The sequence below is a fragment of the Staphylococcus sp. HMSC063F05 genome (assembly GCF_001837075.1).
Classification (GTDB): Bacteria; Bacillota; Bacilli; order Staphylococcales; family Staphylococcaceae; genus Staphylococcus; species Staphylococcus epidermidis.
The window spans coordinates 15,337-37,919 of the sequence record NZ_KV831309.1 but is presented as its reverse complement, the minus strand read 5'-3'; the positions used below and the strand labels follow the sequence as shown (position 1 = coordinate 37,919).

The 22,583-nt window shown below is 33.5% G+C and carries 18 protein-coding genes; 7 read left to right on the top strand and 11 right to left on the bottom strand.

From position 1 onward, the window contains the following. Genes cntA through cntK form a run of 4 tightly spaced genes read right to left on the bottom strand, consistent with a single transcriptional unit; the run spans window position 1 to window position 4,586 of the window. Window positions 1-1,599, bottom strand: a complete 1,599-nt coding sequence (gene cntA / locus HMPREF2576_RS01150; RefSeq protein ID WP_002487799.1) for a staphylopine-dependent metal ABC transporter substrate-binding lipoprotein CntA — start codon at window positions 1,597-1,599, stop codon at window positions 1-3. Between the two features lie 50 nt (window positions 1,600-1,649). Beyond that, the gene (cntM, locus tag HMPREF2576_RS01145; RefSeq protein ID WP_002501888.1) at window positions 1,650-2,942 is read right to left on the bottom strand and encodes a staphylopine biosynthesis dehydrogenase; all 1,293 of its coding nucleotides are present in this window, start codon (window positions 2,940-2,942) and stop codon (window positions 1,650-1,652) included. Further along, the gene (cntL, locus tag HMPREF2576_RS01140; protein ID WP_001830574.1) at window positions 2,935-3,750 is read right to left on the bottom strand and encodes a staphylopine biosynthesis enzyme CntL; all 816 of its coding nucleotides are present in this window, start codon (window positions 3,748-3,750) and stop codon (window positions 2,935-2,937) included. The genes cntM and cntL overlap by 8 nt, the downstream gene beginning before the upstream one ends. Then, window positions 3,747-4,586, bottom strand: a complete 840-nt coding sequence (gene cntK, locus HMPREF2576_RS01135) for a histidine racemase CntK (RefSeq protein ID WP_002469282.1) — start codon at window positions 4,584-4,586, stop codon at window positions 3,747-3,749. The genes cntL and cntK overlap by 4 nt, the downstream gene beginning before the upstream one ends. 187 nt (window positions 4,587-4,773) lie before the next feature. Between cntK and HMPREF2576_RS01130 the strand changes: the two genes are divergently transcribed. Continuing rightward, entirely contained in the window at window positions 4,774-5,220 is a 447-nt protein-coding gene (locus tag HMPREF2576_RS01130; protein WP_001832584.1) for a hypothetical protein, read from the top strand. Between the two features lie 14 nt (window positions 5,221-5,234). Beyond that, window positions 5,235-5,924 carry an ABC transporter ATP-binding protein gene (locus tag HMPREF2576_RS01125; RefSeq protein ID WP_002469275.1) on the top strand — a complete coding sequence of 230 codons (690 nt, stop codon included), beginning with the start codon at window positions 5,235-5,237 and terminating at the stop codon, window positions 5,922-5,924. A gap of 127 nt (window positions 5,925-6,051) precedes the next feature. On the opposite strand, the gene HMPREF2576_RS01120 is transcribed toward HMPREF2576_RS01125, so the two are convergent. From HMPREF2576_RS01120 to HMPREF2576_RS01100, 5 genes are all read right to left on the bottom strand, one after another. Next, the gene (locus tag HMPREF2576_RS01120) at window positions 6,052-6,825 is read right to left on the bottom strand and encodes an acetoin reductase (RefSeq protein WP_002469273.1); all 774 of its coding nucleotides are present in this window, start codon (window positions 6,823-6,825) and stop codon (window positions 6,052-6,054) included. A gap of 168 nt (window positions 6,826-6,993) precedes the next feature. Beyond that, complete coding sequence (locus HMPREF2576_RS01115) at window positions 6,994-8,370, bottom strand: MFS transporter (RefSeq protein WP_070856367.1); 1,377 nt, start codon at window positions 8,368-8,370, stop codon at window positions 6,994-6,996. A 28-nt stretch (window positions 8,371-8,398) separates the two neighbouring features. After that, window positions 8,399-11,416, bottom strand: a complete 3,018-nt coding sequence (locus HMPREF2576_RS01110) for an NADH-dependent flavin oxidoreductase (protein ID WP_002470547.1) — start codon at window positions 11,414-11,416, stop codon at window positions 8,399-8,401. 82 nt (window positions 11,417-11,498) lie between these two features. Further along, window positions 11,499-12,404, bottom strand: coding sequence for an FAD:protein FMN transferase (locus tag HMPREF2576_RS01105; RefSeq protein ID WP_002456311.1), 906 nt, complete (start codon window positions 12,402-12,404; stop codon window positions 11,499-11,501). Window positions 12,405-12,817: 413 nt separating this feature from the next. Next, window positions 12,818-13,813: a metal ABC transporter solute-binding protein, Zn/Mn family gene (locus tag HMPREF2576_RS01100; RefSeq protein WP_002437720.1), complete on the bottom strand. Its 996-nt coding sequence runs from the start codon at window positions 13,811-13,813 to the stop codon at window positions 12,818-12,820. Window positions 13,814-14,069: 256 nt separating this feature from the next. Between HMPREF2576_RS01100 and HMPREF2576_RS01095 the strand changes: the two genes are divergently transcribed. Genes HMPREF2576_RS01095 through HMPREF2576_RS01085 form a run of 3 tightly spaced genes read left to right on the top strand, consistent with a single transcriptional unit; the run spans window position 14,070 to window position 17,403 of the window. Continuing rightward, on the top strand, window positions 14,070-15,176 hold the full coding sequence (locus tag HMPREF2576_RS01095) for an NAD(P)/FAD-dependent oxidoreductase (RefSeq protein WP_038398934.1): 1,107 nt from the start codon (window positions 14,070-14,072) through the stop codon (window positions 15,174-15,176). Beyond that, window positions 15,170-16,552, top strand: a complete 1,383-nt coding sequence (locus tag HMPREF2576_RS01090) for a nucleoside recognition domain-containing protein (protein WP_002500541.1) — start codon at window positions 15,170-15,172, stop codon at window positions 16,550-16,552. The genes HMPREF2576_RS01095 and HMPREF2576_RS01090 overlap by 7 nt, the downstream gene beginning before the upstream one ends. Then, the gene (locus HMPREF2576_RS01085) at window positions 16,522-17,403 is read left to right on the top strand and encodes a CobW family GTP-binding protein (RefSeq protein ID WP_002437714.1); all 882 of its coding nucleotides are present in this window, start codon (window positions 16,522-16,524) and stop codon (window positions 17,401-17,403) included. Before HMPREF2576_RS01090 ends, HMPREF2576_RS01085 begins: the two co-directional genes overlap by 31 nt. 144 nt (window positions 17,404-17,547) lie before the next feature. Here the strand turns inward: HMPREF2576_RS01085 and HMPREF2576_RS01080 are convergent, their stop codons facing one another. Beyond that, window positions 17,548-18,333: a tandem-type lipoprotein gene (locus HMPREF2576_RS01080; protein WP_049371655.1), complete on the bottom strand. Its 786-nt coding sequence runs from the start codon at window positions 18,331-18,333 to the stop codon at window positions 17,548-17,550. Between the two features lie 213 nt (window positions 18,334-18,546). Further along, the gene (gehD, locus tag HMPREF2576_RS01075) at window positions 18,547-20,478 is read right to left on the bottom strand and encodes a YSIRK domain-containing triacylglycerol lipase GehD (protein WP_070856369.1); all 1,932 of its coding nucleotides are present in this window, start codon (window positions 20,476-20,478) and stop codon (window positions 18,547-18,549) included. Between the two features lie 491 nt (window positions 20,479-20,969). On the opposite strand from gehD, the gene HMPREF2576_RS01070 reads away from it, so the two are divergent. Continuing rightward, the gene (locus HMPREF2576_RS01070) at window positions 20,970-22,157 is read left to right on the top strand and encodes a cysteine protease staphopain (protein ID WP_002437704.1); all 1,188 of its coding nucleotides are present in this window, start codon (window positions 20,970-20,972) and stop codon (window positions 22,155-22,157) included. Between the two features lie 17 nt (window positions 22,158-22,174). Then, window positions 22,175-22,492, top strand: coding sequence for a staphostatin A (locus HMPREF2576_RS01065; protein ID WP_002469284.1), 318 nt, complete (start codon window positions 22,175-22,177; stop codon window positions 22,490-22,492). The last annotated feature ends 91 nt before the right edge of the window (window positions 22,493-22,583 follow it).

Below are 22,583 nucleotides of genomic sequence, written 5' to 3'. Positions count from 1 at the left end.
TTATTTATATTGCATTTCATTAAATGGAAGCTCATATTGTGATTGTGTAAAGGATAATTTTTGTAAATCTTTAGGTGCAACAACAGTCATTCTCCCGTGAGTAATTGGAATAAAGACACCTTCATCGTCAACTTGTTTCAAAATTTGCTGATACGCTTTTGAACGTGCCTTTGCATCTTGAATTTTGAACGCCTCATCAATATCTTTGTACAGTTGTGACTTATTCTTAATACCTAATGTTGCACTTTCATATCCCGTTTTCGTCTTAAATGCTGCTAATGTACTCTGAGGATCATATAATAGCCCCCATGTTTGATTAAACATTAGATCGTAATCACCAGAACTACGACGTTCAGCTACTTTATCTGACGTTTCTCCGTTTATATCTAGTTGTACACCTAACTTCTTAAATTCTGCCTCTAAGAATTCAGCTTGTTCTTTTTGACTGGAAGAGCCTTTGTCATAATACAACTTAAGATTCAAATCTTTGCCCTCTTTTTGACGAACTTGTCGATCTTTTGAAAGCACCCATCCGGCCTTATCTAATAACGCTTGTGCTTTTTTCTTATCATATGTTCTTGTTGGTAAATTAAAGTTTATATCTGTCACATTTTTAGCAAATAGTTGTGTGGCTGGCTTTTCTTGCTTGTTTAAAATATCTTGAGCTATTTTATCTCTATTTACCATGTGACCTAATGCTTGTCTGACTGCTTTATCACTGACTGCACTATCTTTCTTACCAGAATTAACAACAAGCATTTTTGTATTCATGGCTTGGCTACGTTTTACTTGATAGCTTCCGGTTTCTTTTAATTGTTTTAAACTATCTTTATCTAAGCTGTCTGTACCTCTATCATCTGTATAAGCAAAGTTGGTTTCTCCTTTTTTCATTGATAAAAATGCTGTTTCTCCAGCAGGTTTAACTTTTGCTTCTACTTTATTTAACTTTGCCTTTTCTCCCCAATATTGATTATTTTTATTAAATTCTGCAGATATATCTTTTTTGTGTTCACCCATTTTAAATGGTCCTGTACCGTCAAATGATTTCACACCATCTTTGGTTGTACCGTGTTTAAAATCTTTAGGCGATACAAAAACGTATGGTCGTGGCATAGCTAGTTCTGCTAACGCAGGTTGATAAGCTTCCTTCAAATGTAGTTGTACCGTATACTTATCCTTAACTTTGACATCATCAATCAGTGTTGAAAGTTTTAACCATGAATGTAGTTTCTTATTTTGTTGTACTGCATCGATGTTTTTCTTCACTGCGTCTGCATCAAATTTCGTACCATCATGAAAAGATACATCGTCCCTTAAATAAAACGTATATGTTTTACCATCAGGTGAAATGTCCCATTTTTTCGCTAATAATGGCTTAATACCATCCTTGGTATTGCGAACTAACGGCTCATAAATCATACTCTCTGCGGACATTGAACCTCCATAAACATGGGGATTCATATCTCCAATATCTTTGACAGTTGTATATGATAATACTTTATTCTCTTTTTTCTCTGTTAGTTCTTTGTTACTTCCACAACCGGCTAAAATAATCCCAGATACAAAAATGACTGTACTTAGTTTTGTGAGTTTATTCATTGTTTTCCTCTTTCTTTTCGAAAATATGTAAACTTATATTATTACGTTTTTTATTTATAAAAAGTTAAGTAGTTCGTCACTAACGCTAAATCCTGTTTAAAATGATGTAATTCGAATTGCTTTGATAGTTGTTGATGTAAATGTGTATCACAGTATTGTTTAACGGTAGTTTCATAACGTAATAACAATGTGTCAATCATCGGTGTTGCAACGTTTAATGCTCTTCCAATTGCTTGAATCATCAAAGTACGATAATAATCTTCACTCGGCATGCGTGGTATATGTATAACTCCTTGTTCATCAGTATCAACATGTTTGTATGGTACGGCAGAAAAATCAAAATATGCACCTTGATCGTCCGGATTAGAAAATGGATCGATTAAAATTGCTGTATATCGCACATAAAGTAGATACTCTTGATGAATAGCTGATAAATTTTCAAAGCTTTCAATATCAACTTCGCGCATGGTCTCATCACGTATAGGGTAATTTTCTTTCACCATAAACTTCAGGAGATTGACCGAGGGTACCTTTAATTTTTTTAATATCATCATCATTTCTTGCCACATTAATCGCATTTCATGTATTAAGGTCATTGTAATTGGACCCTCTGGAAATAGCTTATATACGTATACTGGCACTTTCGTTCCTTCAAATACCGCCTTTAATGAAAATTGATTCATAAACAATGGTGGGTGTACATAAAGTGAACTATTATGTATCTCCGCATGTAGCGGTGTGTCCATCGTTGTTAATTCTATATTCAAATAGTCGAATAAAGACTTAAGCTTATACAACGTAATAGACTGAGAATGAGTCGAACCTACGAATAATTTTGATTTAACTCGTGTAGTTAGGACACAATGCGGTTGTGCTTTATCAAATATTCGGGTATCGCCTAGATAAGTGGAAAACGAAATCACTTCACCTTCACAATGAACATCTGATAGTATTTGCTTAACAAGCATATGTGATCCTAATGTTGGCGAGACCAAGATAATTTGTTTAATACGTTTTAATGTGGACTTAGATAATTGCTGTAATATCGGTCGATACGCATCAGCAGTACATGCTAAAATCACCATGTCATAATATTGCGTAATATCTTTAACATCTTTAAAAAAATGTCTAACCGTAAACTTACCTGAAAAACACCGATGTGCATCATTTTGAGTCATTACTGAAAAAAAGCCGTCACGATGATACGCATCAAAGACTCTCTTAGATTTGGTTGATGCATGAACGCGACTCACCATATCAACCATATGTTCCCCATGTAAGTTACATAGTCGAGCAAGTTGAATAGCGACCGGTCCACTACCAACCATTAATATTTTAGACATGTTCAACACCAACTTTTGATGCCACTTTACGATAAAGTGCAATATCAAAAATCTGCTTCGGTCGTGTTTGTAGTTCTTCACATCGCCATTGTGTTTCGTCAGTTGCTTGAGATGGATAATTAAACAATGCTTTCATATCATCACCGTATCGCATAGCTACAACAACTTCATCATTCGTCAATGTGTAAAGTTCATTCAAAATGTCATATTTGATAGGTATCGTCGAACTGAAAATAATATGAGTCACAGATTGGATGTCTTCTAATTGATCAACTGTTTGATTACTAATAACGATATCTTCATTTGGAGCTAGTACATTGACGACACGTTGCCCTAAATCAACTGCTTCCGAATCTATATCTATACCAATGACCGCAGCGCCAGTTTCTTTAGCAACTTGAATTAATGTCATAGGATATGCACCCGACCCAATCAGTAACAACTTGTCATTTTGTCCAATTTGCCATCTTCCGAATTCTTCATTAATACAATGCTCTATATTTTCGAAATAACCTGACGTGGAGGCCCTACCATTCAACAAACGTTGTGCGCGAATGACTTCTACCTGTTTCACACACTTTGCTGATACCTCTTGAAGCTTCTTGGTAAAGCTTATTTTTGTTTCTAAATCATTCCATGTTAAATAATGATGCTCTGCCAAAGGTTGAAGTATCCATTGACTGTATTCATCAATCAAATTTTCTAAATCAACAATATGCCGACTATCTTCCAAAACGAGTTGATGTAAGTACGTAAATTGTTCTAAATAATATTGTAATTGGTTCTCTATTTTTGTATGCTCATTCATATTTGCGTCATTGTCTCCTGTTCTATATATGCTTGTCCTGTTGCGACAGTTGAAACTTGACCCTTAATCGTTGTTTGATATTCATTTTGTCCAGACTTTCTGGATGAGACAATAATACTGCCTCCGGGTTGGTTAACTAGGTAATCTTGAATATCATGATCTGTTAGATAATTAACCAACACACCGATAGAAGCCGCTCCTGAACCACAGCTATTTTCCCAGATTAAGCTATCTATTGCAGGTATATGTATCAGTGGATATATGAATTGTTTATCTTGTTGAAAAAGCATGACACCAATTGTTTTAAATTGTCGATGCCATGTTTGCGCACTGACAAAATCTTCCACGCACTGTTTTATTGCCAAATCTACATCATCACACATCATCACATAGTGAATGTATGTATCATAGCTAATTTCAAATGCTTTAAACTGCTGTTCCCCTAATTTCACAAATCTTTCCTTAACTTGATGTACTTTTGGCATAGTCACTTCATAATGTTGCGAATGAACTTTACACTCTACAGGATGAGAACATCCCGAAACTCTTAATTGAAATTGTTGATGCTGTATCAATAAACGTTCTTTTAAATAGTGAATGTAAGACATAGTCGCATTACCACAAAATTCATTTCCACTCATTACCAAGTGATAGTTATCCCCATTTTCATAGTTTACTGATTCAATAAACCCTACTTGTTCACAACACACGTGTGTTGTCGCCATCAACTGATGTGCAATCGCAGCATATTCGCTCGGTTGATGCTTTGAATGAACAAGAATTGTCATATTCCCAGATGGATTATATTTTGAAAATTCGACCACTTGACGTTGCATAAAACACTCCTTTTTAATGTGAATTTTTAAATTAAATTGTTAATAAAAATGATTAACCTCATAAAAATCAATAACTTAAAACAATTGTATAAAACAAATCGTAATTGTTACGATTTGAAAATTATATTAAACGAGGCACATGCAGTTGTCAATATAAATGATAATTATTTTCAATTAATAGAATAAAGTGAAACAATCTTATTATTCGCATACACCTCAATCTAAAATAAAAAGTGTAGCTATCAATAAACATGCTCATCAATCCATTTCAATTGGCATTGTATTTGTTGTCGTCATCTTTGTAAGTGTTATCCAAATCCTATTACATCAACGTCTTAAACAGAACGCACCTCTCGAAAGATTATATTTGGTACCTTATAGTCAACTTAAACTATACTTGACTTATATCAGTGTACATGTGGTCATACTGATGCTCATGCTATTGATGATTAGCCTTTTAATGCATCAACCATTAAGCATTCTTTTCTACTTAAAAACACTGATTATAGTTTTATTTTATGAGGCAGGTATTGCTTTATTACTTTTTAAAATTAATGTTCTTAGTCACCGTATATTCATGGCTATTATTTATACGGTAGCGATAGGTATTATATATTTATGGATTCAATTATAAAGGAGTCATATTCAATGATAGATATTCAAAATGTTTCCAAAAGCTATAAAAAGAAGCATATTTTCGATTCCCTAGATATGCAATTTCAAAATCATAAAATTACTATTTTATTAGGTGAAAATGGTGCTGGAAAATCTACATTATTGCGTTTAATTGCAGGTATTGAGAATGCAGACGAAGGACGTATTCAATACTTCAATCAATATTTGTCAAGACGTCGAATACGTCATATTGTAGGCTATGTCCCTCAAGACATCGCACTATTCGAGCATATGACTGTCATGGAGAACATTGAGTTTTTCAAGTCACTTTGTGAAAATCCTATTTCAGATGAAACACTTCATTCTTATTTATCACAATTAAACTTTACTGATACAAAAGTGAAAGTATCTAACCTTTCTGGGGGAAATAAACGTAAAGTCAATATTATGATAGGTCTACTTAGTCGGCCTAAAATACTTATTCTAGATGAGCCAACAGAAGGCATTGATTTAGAATCAAGATATGATATTCACAACTTATTACAACAAATGACCGATCAATGTTTAATCATCATGACGACACATCATTTAGACGAAGTTGAAGCACTAGCAGATGATATTAAAGTTATAGGTCAAAATCCTTTTTATCATGATATTTTAGAAAATAAAGGTTGGTCTTTTAAAAAATATGCAAATGCCTTAGCTGATAATACGAAATCTTAAGCTGTACTTTCACTCCATCACTTCATCAATATTTAACATCAAAAAGGCTTGCCCTTTCGTCGTATATTTCTCGATTGAAAAGGCAAGCCTTAATAAATTTTATACACATTTATTTATCGTGTCTAACTTATCTGTACACTAATCCACCATCAGTTAAAATGGATTGGCCTGTAATATAATCAGAATCATTTGAAGCTAAGAATGATACTAAGTTCGCAACATCTGATGGCTCTTGATATCTTCCAAGTTTGATTTCTGAAGAAAATGCTTCAAACGCGTCTCCTATTTCTAGACTATCATCAAGTTTCACCATTTCTTCATCAATACGATCCCACATTTCAGTTTTGGCAACTCCTGGGCAATAAGCGTTTACGGTAATGCCTTTGTCTGCTAATTCTTTAGCAGCTGTTTGAGTGAAGGAACGTACAGAGTGTTTTGTAGCTGAGTAAGTGCCGAGTACTTCATAAGATTCATGTCCTGCAATACTACATGCGTTGATAATTTTACCTTTACTTTTTTGTTTAATAAATTGGTTAGCAGCTGCTTGAATTCCAAACAATGTACCAAATACGTTAATATTAAATAACTTAGATAATTCCTCTTCACCAATTTCTAAAATTGGCGTCACTGCATCAACACCTGCGTTATTCACCATGACATCTAATTGACCAAATTCTGTAACTGCGAACTGAACTAATTCTTCCTGTTCTTTCTTTTTAGATACATCACTCTTGTATGCGACAGCTTGATAACCTTTTTCTTTGAATTCTTTCTCAGTTTCTAATAGAAGTGCTTCATTAATATCTTGTAGTACTATATTAAACCCATCGTTAGCAAGACGTTCTGCAATACCTTTACCTAATCCACCTGCTGCACCTGTTATAATTGCTGTTTTACTCATATCTATCTTCCTCCTTATTTATCATCTACCCTTTAAACATGGTGGTAGTAATAAGATTGGGAAATGTCAAATGTTGTTTATATATTTGTCGAAAAGTTGTTGTTTTTATGCATTATTAAATACAACTTCAAATTACTAACACTGCTTTTTACTGCAACAATATACCTTTTAAATATCTACATTCTTTTTAGGAATTAAACAATACGCCGCAATAAATGCGATAAACACTAAACCTGCACCCACGATAAATGCGATGGTAGCTGCTAAATATGGCGGGTGATTTACAAATAATGCCGTATATATTGTTGTCACAACAGCGATACCAAATGCTGCACCTAGTGTAGAAGTCATTTTGATAATTCCTGATGCAGTACCTGCTTTTTCAGCTGGAACATTAGATACAGCAGTAGATAGCGCGGGAGTAGCAAAAAATCCTAATCCTAGACCTATAAAGATAAAGCCAATACATGCCACAATATAATAAATCATATTAGGCAAAGAAGTGAATGCTAAAAGTATAATACCAACAGTAATTGATACCGGACCTAACATCAATGGCAATTGCGGTCCTCTTTTTTGCATAAAACGTTCACCAACACGAATCATTAACAAACTACACAGCATATATGGAATTGTAATTAAACCGGCTTGTGCAGCTGATAGATGTTTATCGTCTTGAACATAAATATTAAATAATGCTAATGAACCAATATCCATGTTCACCATCAAGTTGGCTAATGTTGTTCCAATATAAACATTATTTGAAAATAAACTTAAATCTATAAAAGGTTCATCTTGACGTTTTTCAAATATATAAAATGCAATTAATGTCACAATGAATATAGCAATTAATATCAATATAAGAGGATTTAACCATCCAATTCTATCTCCTTGCGTAATCACTACGTTAATGCTTAACATCATGACAACAAAAATAATGATTCCAACGATATCAAATTTTTTATTATATGCAGACTCATCTTTAGATTCTGGTATACCTCTAAGCAATATTAAGGCGATAATTGAAAAGATGATTGACAACACGAAAATCCATCGCCATCCAATAAATGTAGCTATAATTCCAGCAAATAGGGATGCTAACCCTGTTCCACCATAGGATCCGAATGACCAATAACTAAGCACCTTTTGTCTTTCTTCACCTTGGAAGAAAGAATTAATTAACGCGATGGTTGCTGGAAGTAAGCATGCAGCAGATAAGCCCTGTAAAACACGCCCTAATAATAATAAAATTGGTGCATGCGAGATAATCAATGCAATAGAGCCAAGTATACTTAATATTAGACCTGCATTTGTGATTTTAACTCGACCTATTTTATCAGATAATCCCCCTGCTACGACTATAAATACACCTGTTAAGAGTGATGTCAGACTGACCGCAATATTAACAATACTCATATCTACATGATAAAAACGTTGAACATGTGGTGCGATATTCAAAAAAGACTGTGCAAATAACCAGTATGTGAGAATCCCTAATATAATCGCTACAATTAGTTGTTTCCCTTTATTAAACTGTTCGCTCATCGTAAGTGGCCTCCTACTCTTCCGTCATTTATTTCGTTACAGCACTTTGACCGGCAATGCGACCAAAAGTAAAAATATCTGCCAGTGCATTTCCGCCTAAACGGTTACCAGCATGAATACCACCGGCAACTTCACCAGCCGCATATAAACCTTCAATGATATGACCTTCAACATCTATAACTTGTGCATGCGTGTTTATTTTTAAACCACCCATAGTATGATGTATTGCAGGTTTACGTGGTGTCGCATAGAATGGTGCTTTTTCAATTTTTAAATCAAATGCATTTTTATTGAAATCCTCATCTTGTCCTTGTTCTACGAAGGTATTATATCTTTCAATCGTGTTCACAAAAGTAGTTGTATCAATGTTTAATTTTTGGGCTAATGCTTCTAAGGTATCTGCTTTTACTAAAGTGCCGTCTTCTAATTCTTGATTAATTTTGTCCTCAGTTGTATTCATAGCTAGTGCTTTAATATTTGCATCTGCAATAATATAGAAGATACCGTCTTTTTGTTCTAATGCTGCCTTAGATAATACATCTCTACTTTCAAATTCGTTAACAAAACGTTGTCCTTCCTTATTAACGAAGACAAAGTTTGAAGGTGTTACAATTAATCCAGTAAATAATGCACCTGTCTTCGGATCAGAAATCGGCATCATTTGAGAGAATCCCATACCTACGATGTCAGCGCCTGCCTGCACACCTAAACGGATACCATCACCTGTAATTGCAGGAGAATTCGTTGTCTTAATGTCATCAGGAATATTATCCCAATACGTATTATATTGTTGTAGCATTTTTGTATTCGCTCCAAAGCCACCAGTAGCCAACACTACACCATGACGTGTATGAATCTTCACTTTAGCACCATTTGCTTTACGTGCTTCAATACCAACAACTTGATTACCTTCTTTGATTAACTTTTCTGCAGTAGTTTCTGTAAAAATACGACCATGATTATGTTTAACGTAGTCTCCTAAATTTTCAATGTACTCTAAACCTTGTGCTTTCATTGGTTTATGACCACGACGCCATAAAGCACCCACAGGCATATCTACAAACGAACGATCAAAATGTACACCTTTGTCTTTCAACCAGTATACAGATTCCAAAACGTTATCTGTGAGTGTTTTAACTAAATCATAATCACCTGATATTTCGACATTATTACGATCTTTACGTTTACCACCTAAATATGTTTGAATACGATGTAATTCGACAGAATCAAAAAGATATTCATCTTCATTACTGCTATTTTCAAGATAGTCTTTAATTTGACGTTTTAAAGTATTGAAATCTTCAATGTAAGCTTCATCTATATCATTTTCATCATGATTTAATAACTGTATGAGTGTCTCTTTTTCACCAGCAAGTGCCGGGAATGCATTTTGCCATTTAGGCTCAGCAGCGTTGACTTGACCACCTGTACGGATAGTATTGCCACCTATAGCCGCAAATTTCTCAAGCATGATGACTTCTTTTCCTTCATCTAATACCGTAGCAGCTGCACTGAGTCCGGCACCTCCTGTACCGATCACAACGACGTCAGTCGTCTCTTCAACGACCTCATCAGACCACTGAACAACTGGTTTAGGACGCGCCCGTAAAATATCTGGGTCTTCTCCTGCTTGTTCAATTGCATCTGCAATACCTTGCACGATGCCTTCACTTGTTACTGTCGCACCTGAAATGACATCTACATTCAGTGTTTGCCCATTGATAATATCTTGAGGTAAACGTTCAAACACTGGGTTCGCTATGCCTTCAGACTCTCCGCTATCATCTACCTCGATACTTACAATCTTATCTTCTGATAATTGGACTTTCATAGGTAAGTTGCCATTATGACCTTTTGCATAGACATGATACGTACCTTTGTTAAATTTAACTTTTTTATTTTGAAGTGCTTTTAATTTTTCATATTTACGATGCTCTTCTTCTTTATCTAAAATCATAAAGTCCATTACTTTCCATAAAGGGGATGGTATGTGAAGTACTTTCTGATCATGTATATCGACAAATTGTTCTACTTCTTCGTTTTGTGAAATTTTATCTGTCCATTGTGGTTCCACTAAATAGGCTTTCCCAACACTTAAAAGATCATATCCTAGTTCAAGGGCATGTTCTGCATCTTGTCGTTGGGCAATACTACCTACACCAATTAATGGAATTTTTGCCAACTGTGCACTTTGCATTTTGATGTACTTATTAATTAAAGGTTCTGTATCTTCTTGATTCACAATAGATGTACGTTGATAACTGTTTGCTGATATATGGAAGTAATCAGGTTCATATTCTGCTAATGTATTTAGTAAAAACATAGTATCTTCAAAACGTATGCCTGGTTCTTCAATTTCTTCAGGTGAGAATCGATATCCTATAATAAAATGAGAAGCCTCTTTTTCAGCAACGACGTGTTGAACCTTTGTTAAAACTTCGATTGGAAATCGTGTACGTTTTTCACGACTGCCTCCCCATGAATCTTGTCTCCGATTAGAATGTGGAGAGAAAAATTGTTGTAATAAGTATGTGTTGGCGCCATGAATTTCGACACCATCAAACCCCGCTTCTATAGCGCGACGTGTAGCCTCTCCAAAGTCATCAATCATCTGATTGATTTGAGCATGTGTCATTTCTCTAGGTGGTACAGCATCAGGTCTTAATGCTGCAATGGGGCTCGCAGATATCGGCTGCTCTCCTTCATTAAATTTAGGATTTGCCATTCTTCCGGCATGATAAAGTTGCAAAATCGCTTTTGATCCCTTAGCTTGAATCGCTTCTGCTAAACGTTTGAGTCCAGGTATTTTGTCATCATTATCAATACCTATAGCTCCCGGAAATCCTCGTCCGTGATTTTCAACAAAACAACTTTCAACAATGATTGCTGAAGCATCACCAGCTCTAAATTGATAATAATCAATCATTTCTGATGTAACACTTCCATCAAAATACCCAGCTTGGATAGTCATGGGTGCCATTAATACTCTATTTTTTAATTCGGCACCACATTTAAATTTAAAAGTATCGAATATTTCCTTACTCATAGCAAATCCTCCTAGTTTTTTGTGAATATTTTCACATTATTACTTAAAAATAAAATACTCTTCATGAGTATTCTTTAAATTTTTATAAATACTTTTGCATTTTCGAAGTCATTAAAACGCTTCCATCTCTTGTCACAATAATGCCTTCAATACCGTCAATGAGATTTAATAATTCAATATTTTTTTGTGACTGACCAAAACTACAAATTGTACTCCATACCTCGCCATCAATCCCATGATCAGATATGATTGTCACGCTAGCGATATCATTATCTACAGGATAACCTGTTGTTGAATCCAATATATGATGAAATAATTGATTTTCCTGTATGAAGTAGCGTTCGTAGATACCTGATGTGACAACTGATTGATGCGCTACGCTTAATGTAACGAGTGGTAGTGCATCCTTATGAAATGGATTACGTACACCTACATGCCATTTTTCTAATGTTTCGGGTTGTCTACCAATTGTTAAAACATTACCACCTAAATCGATAATGGCAGAAGATACACCATGAGATAAAAAGTATTGCTGTAATTGATCAGCAAAATAACCTTTAACTATGGCTCCTAAATCAATCTCCATTCCTGATTGTGTAAGAAATACTTCATGTGTTTTTGAATTTAGAACAAGATTTTCAGGATTCATACACAATAAAGCACGTTGTATATCCACTTCTTTAGGTTTCAATGCATCTTTAAAACCAATTTTCCATAATTTGACTAGTGGCCCTATCAAAATGTTCATCTTAAAATTAGAAGATAATGTAGTTTCATAACCATAACGTATCATGTTAAAGATTTCAGAACTAACCTTGACTGGTGCGATACCTGCATGTTGATTCACATTCATCAAATCTGATTTCGGATCATTAGCACTAAATTGTGATTCCCAAGCACGAATTTTTATTTCAGCTTCTTGAAGTAATGTATCCGGATGTTGATGTTCAATCGATAAACGTATCACCGTCCCCATTGCTTTAATCATTAGCGTTTTCACCTTTTGACTCCCCCTTTCCACCTATTCCACAACGCTAATATGTATATAAAAATTAAAATCTACTTTTAAATAAAAATGATTACTTTAATATCTACATTTACATTAACATAATTTCAAATATTTGGTTTTTGCTTATTTAAATGTTCACAATTATATCAAATATTAATCAAAGAATAAATTTTACTCTTTTAAATTATGCTTCTTTGAATCTTTTTAATAAAAAAAGAGTGGAACAGAATCCATACAGAATTCTTTATTCCACTCTCACAAAACTAACTAGAGTTGACAGCCTTTAACATTCCCAAGTAATCAACTCAGTCAAACGAAAATACTTCCACATCTGAACATATCATTTCTGTCAATGTTTCTTTGATGTCGTCTTTTTTATATTTTAAATAGATTTATTCATTTTGTAGGGCTTTTTCAATAGCTTTAATATTTTCTTTCATAAATGATTGGTAAGTATTGTTGTCATCATCTTGTTGTTTTGTATGTGATCCCATATTGTAAAATTTAATTGTTTTAGCATTTGTCTCTTTTCTTACCGTATCTGCTACTTTATGAGATACATTTTCTTCTATTAAAATATTTTTCACTTTATCTTCTTTAATTTGCTTAACAATATTTGTTAAATCTTTTTGGCTTGGTTCTTCCGCATTCATATTTTCAATGCCTTCTTGTTCAAAATGATAGCGTTCAGCTAGATAACCTATAGAGTCGTGTGAAATATAAACAGTTTTATCTTCATTACCTTTCACAGCATGTTTCATATCTTTATCTAAGTCTTTTAACTCTTTAACTAGTTGGTTGTAATTCTTTTCATAATAAGATTTATGTTTGCTATCTTTCTCAATCAATTCATCTTTAATCGCTTTAGCAAATTTTTGACTTACTACAGGATCCAACCAAATGTGTGGGTCGTATTTTCCATGGTGATGATGTTCATGTTCGTGTTCATCTTCATGTGATTCACCATGTTCGTGACCTTCTCCGTGCTCATGTTCATGTTCTTCGCCTTTTAATAAATCTTTATTTTTATCTAAAGTCGATTCTAGTGATAGTGTTTTATCTTTATCATTTATAGCTTTAGCGATTTTCTTAGCTACGGGATCTAAGTTATCACCAGTATATAAGAATAAGTCTGATTTCCCAATATCTACCATTTGTTTTTGACTTGGATCATATGTATGTGGATCAACGCCTTTAGGGTAAACCGATTCAACATTTACATATTTACCACCAATTTGCTGTGCAAATGATTTAAGTGGATAGACTGTTGTCTTCACATCTAATTTTCCTTTATGATCAGATGACTGATTATGACTATCTTTACCGCAAGCAGCAAGTGCCAATGTTAGTACTGCTACAAAAAATAAAATTAAACCTTTTTTATACATGTGTACATCTCCTAAATCGAAATTGTTACGCTTTAATATTTACATTATTTTTTATTATTGTCAACGGTAATATTTAATCTCTAAAAAGTCTGAAAAAAGCAAAAGTTTTCTATTTGATACATTTATGCACAATATAATCACGCAGTTGCATAAACTACTGTTACTTTTTCATTTGAAAAGTAATAGCATTATCGCTATACTTTTAAATCGTAATAATTACGTTTTTCAGAAATAAATTCAGAAAGGATGTACTATCATGTCTCATCATCGCATCATCATCATCGGCGCAGGAGCCGCTGGTGTGGGTATGGCAATCACTTTACAAGAATTCAATATTAAAGATGTTCTAATTGTTGAAAAGGGAACCATCGGTCATTCATTTAAACATTGGCCTCTATCAACAAAGACCATCACACCATCATTTACAACTAATGGTTTTGGCATGCCAGATATGAATGCAATAGCTAAAGATACATCACCTGCCTTCACTTTCAATGAAGAACATTTATCTGGAAAACGTTATGCTGAATACCTCTCACTAGTAGCTACGCATTACAATCTAAATGTCAAAACAAATACCAATGTTTCACGTGTAACATACATAGATGGTATATATCATGTATCAACGGACTATGGCGTGTATACAGCAGATTATATATTTATAGCAACTGGAGACTATTCATTCCCATATCATCCTTTTTCATATGGACTTCATTACAGTGAAATTCAAACATTCACTCAATTAAAAGGTGATGCTTTTACAATCATTGGTGGTAATGAGAGTGCTTTTGATGCAGCCATAAACCTTAGTCAAACAGGCGCAAGAATATCAATATATACATCTAAAACTGGACTTAAAAAGGAAGATGCAGACCCAAGTATAAGATTATCACCGTATACTCAACAGCGATTGCGTAACGCTATACAAGAGGGTGCATTAATCGAAATGCATGTTGGCTACCAGGCACGCAAAATAACATATCAAAACCATTCCTATAAGATACATTTTGATAATGGACATATTGTTCACTCTCATACTGAACCGATTATCGCAACTGGATTTGATGTTACCCAAAACCCTTTAATAGAACAACTATTTCAAGTACGACAATCAGAAGTTCAATTAACAGAATTAGACGAATCTACAAAGTTTCCTAATGTATTTTTAATTGGGGCGACTGTACGTCATCAAAATGCCATTCTTTGTTATATATATAAATTCAGAGCACGTTTTGCAGTATTAGCACGCATAGTAAGCCTACGCGAAGGCTTACCTGAAGATACGTCTTTAATTCAGTCATATCGTCAAAAAAATATGTTTCTAGACGATTATAGTTGTTGTGATGTGAATTGCACATGTTAAAAGTAACCTTTAATTTACGTGATGGGACGTTTACTGACATTCCAGATGATGCACATTACTTTTTAATTGAAGACTATGACAAATTAACTCCCAGTCAGCAAACTTTATTAAAACGTTACATTATCAAACATCAATTAGATATTTCATTACAACATGCTATTCTTTCATCTCCACTCCATAGTTTAAATATGATTAAAAAGTTAGAGACTTTTGTTAAGGAGAGCAAAGCATACCATCCTCAATTTCACAATATTATTTGTGGATGGTGCTTTATTGTACTTATGTTTGCTTTACCCATCTACTTGTCTTATCACGTTTCAGACGGATTACAATACTACGTGTCACACTGGTTAACTAAACTATCCCAAATATCATTATTTCAAGAAAATAAGCTACAACATATTTTATTCGGTCATTATGGTGTCATTTCTTTAGGTACATATTCATTCGTCTGGGCGTTACCAGTTGTTTTCATGATTAGTTTATCTACAGCTCTTATAGATATAACTCATTTAAAGCATTATATCGTTTGGTCTATCGAACCTACGATGATGAGACTTGGTCTTCATGGATCAGATATCATACCCTTGTTAGAAGGATTTGGTTGTAATGCTGCTGCCATTACTCAAGCTACACATCAATGTCATCGTTGTACAAAAGTACAATGTATGAGCTTGGTAAGTTTCGGAACTGCATGTAGTTATCAAATTGGTGCGACATTATCGATATTCAACGCAAGCCACCGCTCTTGGTTGTTTTTGCCATACATAGGCATGGTTTTCTTAGGAGGAATCATACATAACAAGCTGTGGTATAGTCACCGAACATCTATAACAACACCATCAGTTTTTCAACGACAACTCGTACGTTGGCCTAAACCAAACCTACTCTTAAAAGCAGCGTGGAAAAGTATTCAAATGTTTATTGTACAAGCCTTACCTATTTTTATAGGAATTTGCCTTATTGTAAGTCTATTGTCTCTTACGCCTATTTTGACTTTTATATCAAATGCATTCATACCTTTATTATGGCTACTAGATGTACCTACACAGCTTGCACCAGGTATTCTGTTTTCAATGATACGTAAGGATGGGATGTTGTTGTTTAATATGAATGGCGGTACTTTAATTCAAAGACTTTCCGCATTCCAATTATTGTTGCTAGTCTTTTTTAGTTCAACATTTACAGCATGTTCAGTAACAATGACTATGCTCATGCGTCGACTCGGTTCAATTCTAGGAATTAAAATGATAATGAAACAAATGGTATCGTCCACAATTTGCGTCACCATACTAGTCATAGCAATGTTAAGCATAACTAAAATTTCAGACTTAGGAGTGATGTTATGGAAATCATTATTATCGGTGGTTTTTTAGGAAGTGGCAAGACCTCAGCAATAAATCATTTAATCGCTGATGCACTTGAAAACAACTTAAATCCTGCTGTTATTATGAATGAATTTGGAAAAAGAAGTGTTGATGGCCAACTTATAGAACGTCCTGAAGTACCTATGAGTGAAATCACTGAAGGATGCATTTGTTGTGTGATGAAATCAGACGTATCACAACAACTACATGAACTATACTTAAAATATCAACCAGATATCATCTTTATTGAATGCAGTGGTGTAGCTGAACCACTAGCTGTCGTCGATGCATGCTTCACACCCGTACTTGCACCTTTTATCACTTTAAGGAGTATGGTGGGAATTATTGATGCAAGCATGTATTCACGAATTAAATCTTATCCACAAGACATTGCAGCTCTATTTTATGAACAACTTCGTCATTGTTCGACTTTATTTGTTAATAAAATAGATAAGATAGAGGTGGAAGAAACCGCCCGCTTGCTACGTCAACTCGAGCGTCTCAATAGCGATGCCAATATTCAAGTTGGTCAATTTGGAGAATTAAATTTAAAATCACTGCTAGAGCCCACACATATAAATTCAAATGCATGTGGCACTTTGCATAGTAATATAAATCATCAATTCATTGAAAATCCTAGGCTACAAACAAAAGAAGAAATGATTAGTGCGTTAGATAACTTGCCTCAAGATGTTTACCGTGTCAAAGGGTTTGTTCGTTTTTCAGATCAGCAACACGTTTATTTAGTACAGTATGCACAAGGAAATATAGAATTATCTCCCATTCAACTTAAAGCTGATGTACCATTGTATCTCATTGTTATAGGAAAACATTTAAAACAAATACAACTTGATTTATAAAAGCACATCTCTCAATCATCAGTTTAACTTTATACATAAACAAACCTCTAAATGCCTTTTGTTCATTTAGAGGTTTTTGGTACTTATTTCTATTGTTCGTCTTTTATTAACGTTTGCGCTTTTGAACTGATTCCATGCTTACTTTTACTCATTATTTACATCACTTGGATTAAATTCCAAACTATCCGCAAAGTAGATGCTTTGTTCTTTGTTGTCGACAAAAGAAAACTCGATTTCTTTATAACCTATAGATGAACCTTTAAGATCACCATCCCCTTTTAATATTAGTTTAGGAGCTCTCTTAATCGGAATATCATACCTCTTTCTGAGTTGCTTCACATTGTCATCTTCATTACTTAATTGGTACTCTGCCGAATAGCTTGGTACGTTTGGGTTATAAGACACATTTCCATTCTTGTAGTCTTTTAAATTTTTAAAATTTCCATATTGAGAGAAAAACTGAAAGTTTTTAATTTCATTTTTTAATTTTTCATCGGCGATAGGTTTAGTCGGTTCAATTTTATTGTTTTTAAGGCGAACCGGATATTCTTTATCTTTACTGTGCACTCTCCCTTTTTTATCTTCTGTAATTATATTTGTATAAAAATGACCAGTCGTCTTTCTAGTATTTCTATTCATATACAAAACCATACCTCTAGATTTCATCGCTTGACCTTTTTTCTGAATATTCATTTCTGAATTAATAATCCATGTCCCTTTGTCCTCTTTTTCAAATTCTTCATCACGATAGCCTTCTTTATCGTATAAATCTTCTAAATTTTTAATTGGATACATACTTAATGTTTTATTAAAATTTTCTTTAATTTCCGCTTCTTTATTATTTTCTTTATTCATAAATCCACATCCGCCAATAAAAAACGTTAATATTAAAATGCTTATGTAAGAAATGCACTTCCCATAATATTTCATCTTTTCACATCTCTCTATTATTGTATACATTTATTAAATATACATTTTATTGATATAAATATAAGGTTATAAAAAATCAATTTTATATTATCAAATCATTCATACACATTCAATTTAATTTATTTATATATTTTTTCGGCGAAACAATCAAAAAACCTCATTAAATGTACCGCAATCATACATCTAATGAGGCTATTATCGTTCTTTTAATCGCTACTTATGTGTAATACCATCTAACTCTTCGACTTTCAACATATTATTTATCATACTCATATAGAATTGACCTAATTCTTCTCCAGTTCGCTTATAATCAGTAGTATCTAAGCCGACTAAATCTAGATGATCCCAATCATATTGTACGGGTCTCACTTGCCAAATACCCTTGTCAGTTGCTAGGTTCATCATACCTACCTTCTTAAATGCTTCATCACTTGGATGTAGTGAAGAAGACACAGGTACTATGCCATCATTTACTCTGACATTTTTATTATCATCTCCACCTATCACACGACTTGTTAAATCGAATAGTGGGAATTGTCTAATATTCGGCACTTCATTGCCTAATGGTCCAGTATGTGTTGCAGCACCTGTATATGATGTATAGACGATATTAGGATTCAATGTCGTCATTTGGTTTAACTTTTCTGCTCCAGCAGTTGTTAAATCATTTACAGCCTGATCTTCAGTCTCCCAAACTTTACTATTCGCTATACGTTTTGCATATTCAGCATATGATTCATTAGGTTGCTGTTTGAAGCCCCATTGAGAAAAACCTAGTTCTAAATCGAGCGCTTTAGTTCCACCAATTTTTCCAATTCTATTAATTGTATCTTTAATAAATTTAGTCGACCCTAGTTTATCTGCAGCAGGTGTGCCATTATGAGGCGTTCCTAATGTAGTAATCGTAGACACCATATTATCTTGTCCACCTTTAAACAAATCGGATACCGTACCACCATATTGACGTTGATAGTCTATTTCTTCTTGATTTCCATTTCTTAAAAAATGTTCCATCAAGCGTATCGTTTGGCCACCCATACTATGTCCAACAAGATGTATCTTTTTACCTGGTTCCCAATCAGGCATGATGCCTTCATATGTTCTGCCATAACGCTTGTGACCATATTTTGCAGCATGTGCAGCACCATAATCTACTCGTCCACCTTTAATATAATAATACAATTCAACAGCACGGTCATAATTGCTGCTAAATGCCCCTACATTGGCTTCGTGAACTCGGTAACCTAATTTTGTAAGTTCTTGTTTCACGTTATATTTAGTACCACCCCAATAATTTGGGTACATGCTGAATGCATCTTCACCGACTAAACCTACAAATCCATGTACAAACACGACTGGATATTGATTTTTATATTGAGCTTGCGCAGTAAGTTGATTGATATGTTTAGTTTGTTTTGATTTCACAACGCGTGGTGAAGTTAATGATGTTTGCTTTTTTTGATTTGTTTTAACTGTTTTATCAGTTTTTGTGTTACCTATTTTGTGTACTTTAGAAGATGGTTGTTTTACTGTTTTATCTCTATCTTCTATAGACTGTGATTGTTTAGGTTGTGTTCCTTTTGAAGATGAGTCTTGAGTTTGATCAGATGGGTGTTGCTTTTTATCTGATGAATCTTGATCATTATTTTGGTTTTGAGTATTAGGTTGATGTCCTGTTTGTGAGTGTTGATTATCTTTAAACTGTTGTTTGCCTTTATCATCTTGATTTTGGCCTTTTGGATATGTATCCTGACGTGAATTTGGGGTAACATGATTGTCTTTTGATTGTTGTTCCATTGAAGTTTGTTTTTGGTCATTTAATGGTGACGTTTGTGTTGAATCTTGTTGTATTTGATTACTCTTTTTTTGTACATTGCCATCAGATTGATTCTCTTGACTAGTCTTTGATTGGCTCGCTGTCTCACCCTCTTGATTCAATTCGTAAGATAAATGAGTTGTATCTTCTTTGTGTTCAACTTGTTCTGTTTGTTGTGACTGTTCGTTAGAATCTGATGATGATTGTGTCATTTCAGCAGCTTGAGCATGCTGACCACTGACAAATATTGTAATCCCAGTAATGATTGACACGACTCCCACCGTGTACTTCCTAATGCTAAATCTTCTTGTTTCATTATTATTTTTCAAAAAAATTACCTCTATAAGTTTTTTCCCCTATAAAAGATGAAAATATAACTGTTATGTATATATTAACATAAAAATATAAATTACTTTAGTTTATTTATTAAAACTTTGTAAACTTTACATTTTGAATTATTAAAAATAATCAATACTTACATATAATTATTATGTGTAAACACAACATTAAAATTGATTGATAACATATATTGAAAATGTTTTTCATTACACATGATGAAGAAGCATGAACACTTGATAATAATTAGAAGTGATAATTATAAACATTTGCTTCATAGTCGTGTTAATAGTATAGACATCATGTCACTATATCCATCCATTACTCCATTATAATTTATATCAATTTAATTTTGTTCAATTTATATATTTAACGTATAAGTATTATAACTTAACGTTTAGGAAATAAATTAATTATATTTTAAAATAAATGTTATATTCAGTTTGAAAGAGTTGCAAAAAACTTTAGTAAAGGAGTACTTTTTATGAAGAAAAAATTAAGTTATATGATTACCATTATGCTTGCTTTTACGCTAAGTTTAGCACTTGGCCTATTTTTCAATAGTGCTCACGCCGACTCGTTACCACAAAAGAATGGTGCAAACCAAAAAACAACTAAAGTCACTGTCAGTAATAAAGACGTTCCAGATGCAGTTCGCAAACTTGCTGAAGAACAATATTTATCTCGTGTAGCTTTATTAGATAAAGCTTCCAACCACAAAGCAACATCGTATACACTTGGTGAACCTTTTAAAATTTATAAATTTAATAAGGAAAGCGACGGCAATTATTATTATCCAGTGCTCAATAAAAAAGGAGATGTCGTTTATGTAGTAACAATTTCTCCTAATCCTTCAAATTCTAAAGCTTCAAAACAGCAAAACAATTATTCCATTAATGTTTCTCCATTTCTTTCTAAAATATTAAACCAATATAAAAATCAAAAGATAACAATTTTGACTAATACAAAAGGATATTTTGCACTTACTGAAGATGGTAAAGTGACACTTGTGCTTAAAACGCCACGTAATAATGAAAAAACATATGAAAATGCCACTGAATCCACTAAACCTAAAGATTTAAATGATTTTAAACAAACTGCATCAGTAACAAAACCAACTTTAGAATATCAAAGTACACGAAATGAAATGTACGCAGAATATGTAAATCAATTAAAGAATTTCAGAATACGAGAAACACAAGGGTATAATAGTTGGTGTGCCGGCTATACCATGTCAGCACTACTCAATGCCACATATAATACAAATCGATATAATGCAGAATCAGTAATGAGATATTTACATCCTAATTTAAGAGGTCACGACTTCCAATTTACAGGACTAACATCTAACGAGATGCTTCGTTTTGGTAGATCACAAGGCAGAAATACTCAATATCTTAATAGAATGACTTCATATAATGAAGTAGACCAATTAACAACTAATAATCAAGGTATAGCTGTATTAGGTAAGCGTGTTGAATCAAGCGATGGTATTCACGCTGGACATGCCATGGCTGTGGCTGGTAATGCTAAAGTTAACAACGGACAAAAAGTCATTTTAATTTGGAACCCATGGGACAATGGTCTCATGACTCAAGATGCACATAGTAATATCATTCCAGTATCAAATGGCGATCACTATGAATGGTATGCATCAATTTATGGTTATTAATATAGAAAGGTGTGCTTATGCATAATTACAACAACATAAACATCGTAAGTGACGATTCAAAATATCAAGAAATTTGTTGGTTCCATACATTAGAAGGTATTTGGCATCCTGTAGAAGTAGAAACTTCACCATTAAATATTACATTTAATAAAGATATAACACCTAATTACGTTTGTACGTTAATAAATGAAGATTCCAGAAAAATAATTTTAAGTAATGTAGACAATCCGAATATCATTATTGAAATGATTCTTATTAATTCAAAAAAATTGGTTTTTAATGCTATAAGTAAAGAAGGCTTAGGTACTTCGCCTAAAATCACGTTTACAAAATAATTTATACCCTGTAACTCTTTCATTAAAAAACAATATGATATAACTAAAAAGCTCCCAGTAAAGGTCACATTTTAAATGATTTCTTTACTGG

Bases quoted from the DNA above. Each gene is read 5' to 3' on its own strand.
- cntA (WP_002487799.1), bottom strand. From the start codon at position 1,599: ATGAATAAACTCACAAAACTAAGTACAGTCATTTTTGTATCTGGGATT.
- cntM (WP_002501888.1), bottom strand. From the start codon at position 2,942: ATGTCTAAAATATTAATGGTTGGTAGTGGACCGGTCGCTATTCAACTT.
- cntL (WP_001830574.1), bottom strand. From the start codon at position 3,750: ATGAATGAGCATACAAAAATAGAGAACCAATTACAATATTATTTAGAA.
- cntK (WP_002469282.1), bottom strand. From the start codon at position 4,586: ATGCAACGTCAAGTGGTCGAATTTTCAAAATATAATCCATCTGGGAAT.
- HMPREF2576_RS01125 (WP_002469275.1), top strand. From the start codon at position 5,235: ATGATAGATATTCAAAATGTTTCCAAAAGCTATAAAAAGAAGCATATT.
- HMPREF2576_RS01120 (WP_002469273.1), bottom strand. From the start codon at position 6,825: ATGAGTAAAACAGCAATTATAACAGGTGCAGCAGGTGGATTAGGTAAA.
- HMPREF2576_RS01115 (WP_070856367.1), bottom strand. From the start codon at position 8,370: ATGAGCGAACAGTTTAATAAAGGGAAACAACTAATTGTAGCGATTATA.
- HMPREF2576_RS01110 (WP_002470547.1), bottom strand. From the start codon at position 11,416: ATGAGTAAGGAAATATTCGATACTTTTAAATTTAAATGTGGTGCCGAA.
- HMPREF2576_RS01105 (WP_002456311.1), bottom strand. From the start codon at position 12,404: ATGATTAAAGCAATGGGGACGGTGATACGTTTATCGATTGAACATCAA.
- HMPREF2576_RS01100 (WP_002437720.1), bottom strand. From the start codon at position 13,813: ATGTATAAAAAAGGTTTAATTTTATTTTTTGTAGCAGTACTAACATTG.
- HMPREF2576_RS01095 (WP_038398934.1), top strand. From the start codon at position 14,070: ATGTCTCATCATCGCATCATCATCATCGGCGCAGGAGCCGCTGGTGTG.
- HMPREF2576_RS01090 (WP_002500541.1), top strand. From the start codon at position 15,170: ATGTTAAAAGTAACCTTTAATTTACGTGATGGGACGTTTACTGACATT.
- HMPREF2576_RS01085 (WP_002437714.1), top strand. From the start codon at position 16,522: ATGGAAATCATTATTATCGGTGGTTTTTTAGGAAGTGGCAAGACCTCA.
- HMPREF2576_RS01080 (WP_049371655.1), bottom strand. From the start codon at position 18,333: ATGAAATATTATGGGAAGTGCATTTCTTACATAAGCATTTTAATATTA.
- HMPREF2576_RS01070 (WP_002437704.1), top strand. From the start codon at position 20,970: ATGAAGAAAAAATTAAGTTATATGATTACCATTATGCTTGCTTTTACG.
- HMPREF2576_RS01065 (WP_002469284.1), top strand. From the start codon at position 22,175: ATGCATAATTACAACAACATAAACATCGTAAGTGACGATTCAAAATAT.